This is a genomic window from Brevundimonas sp. (assembly GCF_018608325.1).
Lineage (GTDB): Bacteria > Pseudomonadota > Alphaproteobacteria > Caulobacterales > Caulobacteraceae > Brevundimonas.
In genome coordinates this window covers 1-12,407 of the sequence record NZ_JABAZW010000044.1, presented here as the reverse complement: position 1 = coordinate 12,407, position 12,407 = coordinate 1, and the positions used below count along the sequence as shown (strand labels likewise).

Genomic DNA, 12,407 nt, shown 5'->3' with positions numbered 1-12,407 from the left:
CAACAAGCCACTGCCGATCGAAGAGACGACCTGCCGTCCCTTCCTGATCGACCGGCTGAAGCTGTTGCCCAACCTGAAGGTCATCGTGACCCTGGGCGACGTGTCCCGCCGCAACATCCTGAAGGCCTTCGGACGCCCCGGCACGGCCATGCCCGTTGGTCACGGCGCAGAGGGCGAGGCAGGCGGCTATGTGATCCTGAATTCCTATCACTGCTCGCGCCTGAACACGAACACAGGCCGCCTGACGCCCGAGATGTTCGAGGCCATCTTCGAACGCGCCAAGACGCTGATCGCCGCCTAAGTCACCGGCGGGGGCAAGGCCTCAGCCCTTGTCCCGCATCAGACGGGCCTTGTCGCGCTGCCAGTCGCGTTCGGCGGAGGCTTCGCGTTTGTCGTGCAGCTTCTTGCCCTTGGCCAGGGCGATCTCCAGCTTCGCCTTGCCTGCATCGTTCAGATAGAGCTTCAGCGGAATGATGGTCTGGCCGTCGCGCTGAACGGCGCCGATCAGGCGGTCGATCTGCTTTCTGTGCAGCAGCAACTTCCGCGGACGGCGCGGCTCGTGGTTGAAGCGATAGGCCTGTTTGTACGGCGGGATGTCAGCGTTGATCAGCACGATCTCACGCCCTTCCACCGCTGCATAGCTCTCGGCGATATTGGCCCGGCCGTCGCGCAGCGCCTTGATCTCGGTGCCGAGCAGTTGAATGCCGGCCTCGATGTTGTCCTCAAGGAAATAGTCGAACCGCGCGCGGCGGTTCTCGGCGATCAGCTTGGATTTGGATTGGGGTTGCGGCGCCATCAGGTCACGCCCGCTTCCACCATCGCACGGTCGATGATCGGCTTGACCGCATCCGATGTCGGCGACAACGGCAGGCGCGCCTCCTCGTTGCACAGGCCCAACTTGGCCAAGGCGTACTTGGTCGGCGCGGGGGAGTTATCGAGGAACAACGCCTTGCACAGGCCGATCAGGCGGTCCTGCCAGTTACGGGCCGTGGCGTAGTCGCCTGCCGCCGCCGCGTTGTGCAGCGCGACCATGGCCTCGGGCGCCACATTGGACGCCACCGAGATCAGCCCGACCCCGCCCGTGGCGTGATAGCCCAGATAGCTCAGATCATCGCCCGAGATCAGGTCGAACTGACCCTCGATGTTGGTGCGCATCCAGCTGACGCGGCTCATGTCGCCGGTCGCGTCCTTGATGCCGACGATGTTCGGATGCGCGGCCAACCGCGCCACGGTCTCGTTGGTCAGGTCAACGCCCGTCCGTCCGGGCACATTGTAGAGCACGATCGGCAATTGGACGGCGTCGGCGATGGCCTCGAAATGCGCCGCCATGCCCGCCTGCGACGGGCGGATATAATAGGGAGTGACCACCAGTGCTCCGTCCGCACCCACCGTCTTGGCGTGGCGGGTTAGGTCGATGGCTTCCTTGGTGTAGGGCGATCCCGTTCCAGCAATGACGCTGACGCGCCCTGCCGCAAGCCGCACGCACAGTTCGATGACGTGCTTGTGCTCGTCCAGATCCATGCTGGCGCCTTCGCCCGTCGTGCCCATCGGCACGACGCCGTGAACGCCTGCGGCGATCTGGCGCTCCAGAAGTTTGGCGAATGCAGCCTCGTCCACGTTTCCGTCACGAAGAGGTGTGATCAGGGCGGTGATCACGCCCTTGAACAAGGGGGCGTTCATGGAACTAAGCTAGCCTGCGTGCAGAGCGGCGAAGGACACATGTCCAAAGCCTTTTCAGAGCGCGGGAAGTTATGTCGCCAGCGGCTTCGCCGCAACCGGATTGAATGAGAACAGGACAGATCATGATTGCGACTAGTCTGGCGGCCGCCCTGGCAGTGCTCGCGCCCAACCCGCAGGACGTGTCTTCGGGTCCGGTCCCCTACTCGTCCGTGCAGCCTGTCAGCGTCCCTCAGTCGACCTATCATGGCCGCCGTGTCCTGAACGATCAGGATACAGCCTATTTCCGTCAGGGTCTGGCCGCCGCCCGCGCCCGCAATGTCGGCGCGACCCAGGCCGCCATGTCGCAGATCAGCGACGCCGCCGCGCGCAAGCTGGTGCAATGGGCGCTGATCGACACGACCGGCGAACAGCTCTCCTATTCCGAGTTGGCCCAAACCCAGACCACCATGGCGGGTTGGCCCCGCGCCGAATCACGCCGCATCGCTACGGAAAAGGCGCTGGACCGGTCCGGCGCCGGTCCTGACGCCGCCCTCGCCCTGTTCGCCGACAGCACCCCGACGACTGTTGAGGGCGCCATCGCATATGCCTCGGCGCTGGAGCAGCGCGGCCGCCAGAACCAGGCGCGCGATCTGATTCGCGACTGGTGGCGCACCCAGTCCTTCGACGACGCCCCGCAAAGCCGCATCCTGTCACGCTGGAGCGCATGGCTGACCCCGGCGGATCACGAGACGCGCCTGAACATGCTGCTGCTTGGCCCGCACGGTCCGGCCACGCGTTCGATGATCGCCCTGGTGTCGCCGGACCGCGCCTTCATCGCCAATACGGTCATGAACCTGCGCAGCGCCTACAGCCCCGACGCCGTGGTCGCGGGCCTGACGCCAGCCCAGGCGAACGATCCCGCCGTGGTGCTGGAGCGTGTCCGCATATTGCGTTCCCAGAACCGTCAGTCGGAAGCCTTCCCCCTGCTGGCCAATCTGCCGCCCGCGCCTGCCCACACGACCGGCGACAACACCCTGTGGACCGAGCGCCGCAACTATTTCCTCGACGCCCTGCAGCGGAACAACTGGCAGGCCGCCTATGACGCCATGAACGGCCACGGCTTCACCTCCGGCGACCGCATGGTGGACGCCGAGTTCTTCGCCGGTTGGGTCGCCCTGACCAAGCTGAACCGGCCAGAGGTGGCGGCCCGTCATTTCGAAGCCCTGCGCAGCGCCTCATCGACCCCCATTACTCAGGGCCGCGCCTTCTACTGGCTGGGCCGGGCCGCAGAGGCGCGCGGCGAACGTCAGGCCGCCCAGAACTATTACCGCAACGGCGCCCAGCACTGGCAGACCTTCTACGGCCAGTTAGCCGCTGAAAAGGCCGGTCTGACGACACTGCAACTGCCCGGCGAACCTGCCCCGACCCAGGGCGACATCGCCGCCTTCGAAGGCAATGAGGTCGTGCGCGCCGCCCGCATTCTGGGCGAAACGGGCGAGACCACCCTGCTGCGCGTCTTCGCCTACAAGCTGGACGACGACCTGCCGACCATCGAGGGTCTGGCGCAGTTGATGGACCTGTCGCGCAGCTATGGCGAGGACTTCACCGCCATGATGGTCGGCCGCGCCGCCAGCCAACGCGGCTTTGTCATGCCCGAACGCATGTATCCTGTGCGCATCCCGCCCCAGGTCGCAGGCGCCGCGCCGCTGGAGTTCACCCAGGCCATCACGCGTCAGGAATCCAGCTTCGACCCGCGCGCCCGGTCGCACGCCGATGCGCGCGGCATGATGCAGTTCCTGCCCGCGACGGCGGCGGGCGTCGCCCGTCGTCTGGGCATGAGCTATTCCGCCGACCGCCTGTGGGACCCGGACTACAACATGACCCTGGGCAGCTATCACCTGGGCGAGTTGATGGCGTCGAACAACGGCTCCATGCTGCTGGCGACCGTAGGCTACAACGCCGGTCCGGCCCGTCCCGGCCAGTGGATTGCGCGCTGCGGCGATCCGCGCGGCGACGTCAACGCCACCATCGACTTCATCGAATGCGCGCCCTTCACCGAGACGCGGAACTATATGATGCGGGTGATGGAGAATATGGCCGTCTACAAGGCGCGTCTGAACGGCGGATCTGCCCCTCTGACGCCGTCCGCTGACATCGCGCGTGGCACCGCCGCCGGTCCGCGCCCCTACGCAGGCAGCAACTAGGGCCTAAGCCCGGCGGGCCGCCAGCAGCGGCCCGTTCGGCGCCTCGATCCATCCGCCGTCCAGTCCGAACACGGAACGCAGGACGGCGGATGACAGGGCCTCTACCGGTGCGCCCTCCGCAACCACCCGCCCCTGATCCAGCACCACGACACGATCCGCAAAACCCGCCGCCAGCGTCAGGTCGTGCAGGCTGACCAGCACCCCCGATCCGGCATCGGCCCTTGCCCTCAGCCGTTCCAGCACCAGTCGTTGTGCGTCAGGGTCCAGACCCGCAATCGGCTCATCGGCCAGCAGCAACGGCGCCCCCACCACCAGCGCGCGCGCCAGCAGCACCCGCGCCCGCTCGCCGCCTGACATGTCCGCCACGCCGCGGTCGATTAGATGCCCCGCCCCGACCTCGGCCAGCGCGGCTTCGGCTCGCTTAACTGCATCGCCGCCCGACAGGAAGGGCGCGCCCAGCGCCGCCACCTCAACCGCAGGCAGGTTCCACGCGATCCGGCGTTCTTGCGGCAGATAGGCGACCCGCTCAGCCCGACGTCGCGGCGACAGGGTGTGCAGATCATCGCCGCCCAGCCGAACCGCGCCGCCCGTCAGCGGCAACAGACCAACCGCCGCGCGAATGGCGCTGCTCTTGCCCGCCCCATTGGGTCCGCACAGGGCCACGACCTCTCCGGCCCCGACGCTCAGGTCGACGCCGTTCAGCACCGCCTGCTTGCCCAGACGGGCGCTCAGCTTCTCCAGCGACAACAGGCTCACAGCCGCCACTCCCGCGCCGCGCGCCATGCGATCAGTGCAAACAGAGGCGCACCGATCAGGGCGGTGAAGACGCCCAACTTCAGTTCCTGATCCGTCGGCGTCAGGCGCGCCAGCAGGTCCGCGATCACCAGCATCAGCCCGCCCGCCAGGGCCGACGGCGCCAGTATCCGTCCCGCATCGCCTCGCACGGCCGCCCGAACCAAATGGGGCGCCGCCAGGCCGACAAACCCGATCACGCCCGCCACAGCCACCGCCGCCCCGGTCGCCAGCGCCGCCGCGATCAGCGCGAACGCCCGCAACCGCCCCATCGACAGGCCGGACGCCGCAGCCCCCTCTTCACCCAAGGCCAGCATCTTCAGGCCCGGCGAGGCCAGAACCGCGAACACCGCCGACACCAGAACCGCAGGCGTCACCCAGGCCACATCGACCCAGCTGCGGTTCTGCACCGACCCCAGCAGCCACGACATCACCTCGGCCTGCGCAATCGGCGACGGCGACAGGTTGAAGATCAGGGCCGTCAAAGCGCCTGCGAAACTGGACAAGGCCACCCCGAACAGGATCAGGGCCTCCGGCGCACGCATGGCGCTGGCGGCGGCAATCAGCATCGCCCCCGCAAGACCGGCGCCGACCAGGGCCGAGATCTCGACCAGCCCCGGCGCCGCCGCTGCGCCCATGACAATGGCCAGGGCCGCGCCCAGCGCCGCTGTCGCGGACACGCCCAGCACGCCGGGGTCCGCCAACGGATTGCGGAGCAAGCCCTGCATAACCGCGCCCGCCAGCCCCAGCGCCGCCCCGACCACAAGGGCGCACACCGCTCTCGGCGCCCGCACCTGCCACAGAACCTCCCAAGGGCCGGACGTCGGATCATCGAAGGCCGCCGCATATTGCGCGCCGTCGAAACGCGTCTCGCCAATCAGGATCGCCAACGCCAGGGCGGCGATCACGCACAGCCCCAACCCCAGACACAACCGCACCGTCCGGCTCATGGCCGCCCCTTCGCCATGATCGCCACACCGTCCGCCGCAAACCACGCCGGGCAGGTCAGAACCGCCGCAGGCAAATTGGCCGCTGTCTTGCCTTCAGCCGCGCGCCGCACGACCGGATGGCGACCCGGCCCGCGCCAGTCGGATCGCAGCATGTCAAAGAAGCCCAGCACGAACCGCATCGGCGGATGCATGGCGATCCGCTCTACGCTGTAGGCGCCGAAGCCCGGCTTCTCCGTCAGATTATCGAACCCCGCTGCGCGCATCATGGCGTCGACCAGAGTGCCAGCGCCCGCTGTGAAGCCGCCTGCCGTCAGATAGACCGCGCCCGGCCGCTTCGCCGCAGGTTCAGGACTCGCCGCCGACAGCTTGTCCCGCATCGCCTGCTCCAGACGGCGCCCGCGCTCGACCTGGCCCAGACCGGCGGCGATGTTGCGGATATCGGCGCTGATCCCGTCAAAGTCGGTGGCGTCCTCGATGTTCAGAACCTTGGTCCCGCGCTTTTCCAGCGCCGCCAGCAGACGCGGCTCGCCGCCCCAGTAGCGCACCACCACATCGGGCTGAAACCCGATGGCGGCCTCCAGCGTCGGACGCACCTGACGACGCCCCGCCGCCTCACGTCTCATCCAGGAATCGGGATCATCCGCCCGTGGCGACAGGGCAAGTTCGGCGTCGGGGGCCAAAGCCAGAACATATTGGTCCGCACACTGATCAAGCGCCATGATCCGCAATGGACGTGCGTCTGCATGACCCGCTGCGAGGACGAGTAAACCACCCGCCAAACCGGCGGCCAGCATCCGCCTCACGATTTCAGCAGCCCTGCGAACACAGCGTCCAGGGTCGTATCGACGACCAGTTGACGATCCGCCCACGGAAAATAGGTCTTGGTGATCATCAGGGACACCACGCCATGCGCAGCGGCCCAGATCGACTGGGCGATGGCGCGCGGTTCGCCGCTCATCCGGCCCGACGCCACCGTCTGGGCCACCACATCTTCAAAGGCGACGAAGACATTGTAACCCAGCTCCTGCGCCAGGGTCTGGGCGCCGTCTCGCGCCTCTACCGGGCGGGTCAGATAGATCAGGCGATAGGCATTGGGGTTGGCGAAACCAAAATCGACATAGGCGTCGATCATGCCGCGCAGACGCACCTCCGGCGGCCGGTCTTCCGACGCCAGATTTTCAGTCGAGGCGATCAGCTCCTCAAAGGCGACGCGGCAGATTTCCTGCAGAATCTCGCCCTTGTCGGCGAAATGCATATAGAGCGCGGTCGAGGACAGGCCGACTTCCTCCGCGATCTTGCGGATGGTCGCCCCCTCATAGCCGAACTCCACAAAGATGCGTTCGGCGGCCGCCAGTATCTCGCCACGGCGAGAATGGCCCTCCCCCTTGGGCTTTCGATTTGAGCGCGAAGAGGTCGACACGGCGGACAAACGAAGACTCCGGTTCAGCAACGTCCTGCATAGCGACAATCACGACGCGGCGCCAACAGCAGCGGCGCAACAGGTTGACGACTTCACGCTTTGGAGTTGTATGCGACCTGGAGGGCGATATGATGAACGCGACCAGCGAGGGGCGCCAATGCGCCGACAGGATCGGGCCGACCCGCGCCCAGTGGTCCAGCATCGCCTTGATTACAGCGGTCGTGGCAATTGGCCTCATCCTGCGCCCCGGCCTGACCCTGGTCGCGCTGGCTGGCGTCATCGCCTTCGGTTTTGTCGTGGCCGCGGCATGGCGTTTTGTTCTCGTCGCCGCCAGCCTTGCCCCGCCCCTCCAGGTTCCGACGCCGGATCGTTGGCCCCGTTATACGATTCTCGCAGCCCTGCATGATGAGGCGGCGGTGACGCCGCGTTTGATCTCTAACCTGTCGCGCATCGACTACCCCCACAACCGGCTGGAAGGTTTTCTGGTGCTGGAGGCCCATGATCAGGCGACAATCGACGTCGCCATGGCCGCACCGAAACCCACGTGGTTGAAGATCATCGTCGTTCCGCCCGGATCGCCCCAGACCAAGCCACGCGCACTGAACCATGCCCTGTCTCAGGCCAGGGGTGAATTGCTGACCATCTATGACGCCGAGGATGAACCTGATCCGCAGCAACTGCGTCAGGCGGCCGCCCGGTTCGTCGCCGACCCTAAACTGGGCTGCCTTCAGGCGCCCCTTCGCATCCGGCGCTTCGACAGAGGCCCCAGCCCCTCGCGCTTCCTCGACCGTCAGTTCGCCTTTGAATACGCCGCCCTGTTCGAGGTGACCCTGCCCGGCATGGCGCGGCTGGGCCTGCCCTTCCCGCTGGGCGGCACCAGTAATCATGTCCGCACCTCCGCCCTGCGCGGCGTCGGCGGTTGGGACGCGCATAATGTCACCGAGGACGCCGATCTCGGGTTCCGTCTCTGGTCGGCGGGTTGGGGCATGGGGGTGATCGACGCCCCGACATGGGAGACGCCGCCCGGCGCATTGGAACGCTGGCTGCCGCAACGCACCCGATGGCTGAAGGGCTATATGCAGACTTGGGGCGTCCACACCCGTTCGCCTTTGCAGTTGGGGCGACGCGGGCTGGTGTCCCTGCTGATGACCCTAGGCGCCGCCATTGTCTCGGCGGGGGCTCATGCTCCGACACTGGCCTGGTTGGCATCCGCTGTCCTGATCGGCCTTCATGCCGGAATCACGCCCGCCACGCCGATCACCGGCGTCACCGTGCTGAGCCTGGGCGTCATCGCCGCCTTGATGACCTGTGCGGTCGGTGCGCGACGTGCAGGCCTGCGGTACGAGCTGACGGACATGCTGTCGGCGCCCGCCTATTGGTCCCTGCTCAGCCTCGCGTTTTTCCACGCCTTCTGGCGACTGATTGTCGAGCCCTATGTCTGGGACAAGACGCAGCACGACGCCGAACAGGGCGCCTCTGATGCGATGGACGCTGGACGCGAGGCGGCCTGAGCGCCTATCAGCCCGACGATGGCTCCCGTCCTTTCCAAGACCCCCGAAACCCTCGTGACCCGCGGCTGGTCCGACTACGCCCTGCTGGACAGCGGCGACGGCAAGAAGCTGGAACGCTATGGCCGCTATACGGTCGTGCGGCCCGAGCCGCAGTGTTTCTGGTCGCCGCGCGATCCCGCCGCCTTCGAGGCCGCCACCGCCCTGTTCGATCCACAGCAGGAGGAAGAGGATTCCGGTCGCTGGAAGTTCGACAAGCACGGCCCCGTTGACGCCTTTCCGCTGAAATGGCGCGACGTGAAGTTCACGGGCCGCTTCACCCCCTTCCGTCACCTGGCCTTCTTCCCTGAACAGGCGGCCAACTGGGAATGGCTGGATGCGCGTGTGCGCAGCTTCTCGCAGTCAGCGGGCCGCGCCCCCAAGCTGCTGAACCTGTTCGGCTACACTGGCGTGGCCAGCCTCGCGGCGGCTGCGGCAGGCGCCGAGGTCACCCACGTCGACGCCTCCAAGAAGTCGGTCAACTACGCCCGCGAGAACGCCGAACAGTCCGGTCTGGCCCAACACCCGATCCGCTGGATCGTTGAGGACGCCCGCAAATATGTGGCGCGCGAGGTGCGTCGCGGCTCCAAATACGACGGCATCATTCTGGACCCGCCCAAATATGGTCGCGGCCCGACGGGCGAGGTCTGGCGCCTGTTCGAGGACATGCCCGCCCTGCTGAAGGACTGCGCCGCGCTTCTGGCCGACGATGCCGACTTCCTGCTGCTGAACGCCTACGCCGCCCGCGTGTCTGGCCTGTCGCTGGCGCACCTGATGGCCGAGGCGACCCATAATCGCGGCGGGCGCATCGACTGGGGCGAACTGGCCTTGTCAGAAGATGGCCCGGACGCCCGCGCCATCGGCCTGTCCTTCTTCGCGCGGTGGAGCAAATGAGCGTTCAGGACGAATACCGCGTCATCACCTCGCTGACGAACGACACCATCAAGGCCGTCCGCGCCCTGCACATGCGTAAGGAACGCGACCTGACCGGGACCTTCCTGGCCGAAGGTCTCAAGTTCATCGGCGAGGCGCTGGATCAAGGCCGCGCGCCGAAAATGCTGCTGGTCGGCGAAGACGCACGTTCGCACCCGCTGCTGGACCGCGCCAAGGCGGAAACGCGCAAGGCAGGCGGCGACATCATCATCGTCACCCACGCCATCCTCGAAAAGATCAGCCGTCGCGACAACCCGCAGACCGTGCTGGGCGTGTTCGAACAGGCCTATGCCCCGCTGGAAAGCCTGAACCCCGCCTCCGCCCCCTGCTGGGTCGCGCTGGAGCAGGTGCGCGATCCGGGCAATCTGGGCACCATCATCCGCACGGCGGACGCAGCAGGCTGCGGCGGCGTCATCCTGATCGGCGACTGTGTCGATCCCTATTCGGTCGAGGCCGTGCGCGCGACCATGGGCTCGGTCTTCGCTGTCTCGATCACCAAGACGACGCCGGAAGCCTTCGTGGCGTGGCGCCAATCCTGGCCCGGCAGCGTCGTTGGCACCCGTCTGGACGCCACCGTCAGCCATCGCTCGGCGGTGATGCAGCAGCCGTCGCTGATTCTGATGGGCAATGAACAGGCAGGCCTGACCGATCAGCTGGCCGCCGCCTGCGACGTCAACGTCAAGATCCCGATGCGCGGCCGGGCCGACAGCCTGAACCTGGCCATCGCCACCGGCATCATGGTCTATGCGGCGACAGACGAAGCCTAAAGCTGGCGAGGCCTAAAGCTCCGTCTCCGGCGCCACCCGGCCCAGCATCCACAGGGCCAGAATGCTGATCACCGCAGACCCGGCCAGATAGCCGCCGACCGCCACAGGTCCGAACGAGGTCGCCAGCTTCATGGCGATGAAGGGCGCCAGCGACGCCCCGATGATGCCCGCCAGATTGAAGGCCATCGACGCCCCCGTGTAGCGAACCGTCGTCGGGAAGGGCCGCGCCATCGCGGCGCCAATCGGCCCATAGGTGCAGCCCATCAGGCCAAAGCCAAGCGCAAAGAAGATCAGCAGGCCGGTCAGGCCCAGGCCGAACAGCGGCGCGAACAGCACCCCGAACAGGCCGATCCCGACCGAAGACCAGATCAACACCTTCACCTGTCCGTACTTGTCGGCCAGCAGCGCCGTCACCGGAATGAAGGCGGCGAAGAACAGCACCCCGATCAACTGGATCGGCAGCACGTCGGCCCGCGCCAGACCCATGCCCGTCGTCGCCCAGCCCAAGGCGAAGACCGTCATCAGATAGAAGAGCGTAAAGGTCGTCACGCCGCTGAACGTGCCCAACACCAGCGCCGCTTTATGGTTTGAGAACAGGGTCACGGCGGGCGCCTTCACCCGCTCATGACGGTCGACAACCTTCTGGAACTCGGGCGTTTCGGTGATCTTCAGACGCACCCACAGGCCCACGAACACCAGAAGCGCGCTGGCGATGAACGGAATTCGCCAGCCCCAGGTCTCGAACGCGCCCTCGCTCATGGTCGAGGTCAGGATGATGAAGGAGGCGGTCGACAGTATGAAACCGATGGGCGCGCCCAGCTGCGGGAACATGCCGAACCAGGCCTTCTTGCCCGGAGGCGCGTTCTCGGTCGCCAGCAGCACCGCACCGCCCCATTCGCCGCCCAGACCCAGCCCCTGACCGAACCGGCACAGGGCCAGCAGCAGCGGCGCGACGATGCCGACCGACTCGTGGGTCGGCAGAATGCCGATGGCGACCGTCGACAGACCCATGGTCATCAGGGCCGCGACCAGCGTGGCCTTGCGCCCCACCTTGTCGCCGAAATGGCCGAACGCCAGCGCCCCGATGGGCCGCGCGAAGAAGGCGATGGAGAAGGTTGCGAACGACGACAGCATGGCCGTGGTCGGATCGCCGCCGGGGAAGAACAGGCGCGGAAACACCAGCACCGCCGCCGTGGCGTAGATGTAGAAGTCGTAGAACTCGATCGTCGTGCCGATCAGGCTGGCGAAAAGAACGCGCCCATTACGGACGGTTGGCGAAACTTTCTTGGCGTCTGACACGGGCTTGTCCTGATTCAACGCAACGGCAATGCTGTGATCCCCGGTTCGCGTCAACCCGCCATCAGGTTCCGCGCGGCTTGGCCCGGTTGGTCGCCTGGGCCTCCGCCGGGTTTTCAGGCCACGGGTGGCGCGGATAGCGGCCCCTCATGTCCGCCCGCACGCCCGCCCATGATCCGGCCCAGAACCCGGGCAGATCCTTGGTCACCTGCACCGGCCGCCGCGCGGGCGACAGCAGCGACAGGGTCAGTGGAACCCGCCCGCCACCGACGCATGGGTGCGTCGTCACGCCGAACAGTTCCTGCACCCGGATCTCGACACGCGGCCCGCCCTCAGCGCCATAGTCGATGCCCGCCGATCCCAGCGGCGTCGTCAGCCGCGTCGGGGCCAGTTCGTCCAGCTTCCTCTGCAAATCCCACGGGATCAACCCGCGCAAAGCATCCGCCAGCCGCCCGTCGCCAATGGCCTCCAGCGACCTTACGCCCTCCAACAGGGGCCACAGCCAATCGTCCGCCGCCGTCAGCAGCGCCGCATCCGACACATCCGGCCAAGCGGGATCGAGTTCATGCAGAAAGGCCAGTCGCGCACGCAGCCCGCCCGCCTGTTCGCCCCATTTCAGAACCCCCAGCCCCGAGGCCTCGACCTCGGCGCGCAGGGCCCCGGCCATCGCCTTGGTGTCCGGCGCACCGACCACTTTTTCGTCCAGCACGATGGCGCCGATCTTACGTGCGCGGCGGATGACCATCCGGCCTGACGGCTCCTTGACCAGACGATCCTCGACCTCGATCAAGCGGCCAAGGTCCGCCTCGATCCGCGAACCGTCCAGCGCCGCCGCCAGC

Annotated in this window: 12 protein-coding genes and 1 pseudogene; 5 read left to right on the top strand and 8 right to left on the bottom strand. The window is 66.9% G+C overall.

Features of this window, described 5'->3' with window-relative positions; all coding sequences use genetic code 11:
- Positions 1–301: pseudogene (locus tag QZ281_RS04660) on the top strand (uracil-DNA glycosylase family protein); the annotation flags it as partial.
- A 21-nt stretch (positions 302–322) separates the two neighbouring features.
- Here the strand turns inward: QZ281_RS04660 and smpB are convergent.
- Positions 323–796 (bottom strand): SsrA-binding protein SmpB, encoded by a 474-nt coding sequence (smpB, locus tag QZ281_RS04655; protein WP_292225280.1) that lies wholly within the window; start codon positions 794–796, stop codon positions 323–325.
- Positions 796–1,680: a 4-hydroxy-tetrahydrodipicolinate synthase gene (dapA, locus tag QZ281_RS04650; protein ID WP_292225277.1), complete on the bottom strand. Its 885-nt coding sequence runs from the start codon at positions 1,678–1,680 to the stop codon at positions 796–798. Before dapA ends, smpB begins: the two co-directional genes overlap by 1 nt.
- A 122-nt stretch (positions 1,681–1,802) precedes the next feature.
- Here dapA and QZ281_RS04645 point away from each other — a divergent pair, with 122 nt between their 5' ends.
- Positions 1,803–3,863, top strand: a complete 2,061-nt coding sequence (locus QZ281_RS04645) for a lytic transglycosylase domain-containing protein (RefSeq protein WP_292225276.1) — start codon at positions 1,803–1,805, stop codon at positions 3,861–3,863.
- A gap of 3 nt (positions 3,864–3,866) precedes the next feature.
- On the opposite strand, the gene QZ281_RS04640 is transcribed toward QZ281_RS04645, so the two are convergent.
- The 4 genes from QZ281_RS04640 to QZ281_RS04625 form a co-directional block, all read right to left on the bottom strand.
- Positions 3,867–4,619 (bottom strand): ABC transporter ATP-binding protein, encoded by a 753-nt coding sequence (locus tag QZ281_RS04640; RefSeq protein ID WP_292225274.1) that lies wholly within the window; start codon positions 4,617–4,619, stop codon positions 3,867–3,869.
- Complete coding sequence (locus QZ281_RS04635; RefSeq protein ID WP_292225271.1) at positions 4,616–5,605, bottom strand: iron ABC transporter permease; 990 nt, start codon at positions 5,603–5,605, stop codon at positions 4,616–4,618. The genes QZ281_RS04640 and QZ281_RS04635 overlap by 4 nt, the downstream gene beginning before the upstream one ends.
- Positions 5,602–6,324: an ABC transporter substrate-binding protein gene (locus QZ281_RS04630; protein WP_292225270.1), complete on the bottom strand. Its 723-nt coding sequence runs from the start codon at positions 6,322–6,324 to the stop codon at positions 5,602–5,604. Before QZ281_RS04630 ends, QZ281_RS04635 begins: the two co-directional genes overlap by 4 nt.
- Positions 6,325–6,404: 80 nt before the next feature.
- A complete protein-coding gene (locus tag QZ281_RS04625) occupies positions 6,405–7,025 on the bottom strand; it encodes a TetR/AcrR family transcriptional regulator (RefSeq protein ID WP_292225349.1) in 621 nt (206 codons plus the stop codon).
- Between the two features lie 128 nt (positions 7,026–7,153).
- On the opposite strand from QZ281_RS04625, the gene QZ281_RS04620 reads away from it, so the two are divergent.
- From QZ281_RS04620 to QZ281_RS04610, 3 genes are read left to right on the top strand one after another with little or no spacing between them, the layout of a single operon-like run.
- Positions 7,154–8,536: a glycosyltransferase gene (locus tag QZ281_RS04620; protein ID WP_292225267.1), complete on the top strand. Its 1,383-nt coding sequence runs from the start codon at positions 7,154–7,156 to the stop codon at positions 8,534–8,536.
- 18 nt (positions 8,537–8,554) lie between these two features.
- The gene (locus QZ281_RS04615; RefSeq protein WP_292225264.1) at positions 8,555–9,466 is read left to right on the top strand and encodes a class I SAM-dependent methyltransferase; all 912 of its coding nucleotides are present in this window, start codon (positions 8,555–8,557) and stop codon (positions 9,464–9,466) included.
- Positions 9,463–10,272, top strand: coding sequence for an RNA methyltransferase (locus tag QZ281_RS04610; RefSeq protein WP_292225262.1), 810 nt, complete (start codon positions 9,463–9,465; stop codon positions 10,270–10,272). Before QZ281_RS04615 ends, QZ281_RS04610 begins: the two co-directional genes overlap by 4 nt.
- Positions 10,273–10,284: 12 nt before the next feature.
- Here QZ281_RS04610 and QZ281_RS04605 read toward each other — a convergent pair whose 3' ends face one another.
- Positions 10,285–11,571 (bottom strand): MFS transporter, encoded by a 1,287-nt coding sequence (locus QZ281_RS04605; RefSeq protein WP_292225259.1) that lies wholly within the window; start codon positions 11,569–11,571, stop codon positions 10,285–10,287.
- A 61-nt stretch (positions 11,572–11,632) separates the two neighbouring features.
- Positions 11,633–12,407 (bottom strand): ATP-dependent helicase C-terminal domain-containing protein (locus QZ281_RS04600; RefSeq protein ID WP_292225257.1); only part of this gene is annotated, 775 nt, incomplete at its 5' end.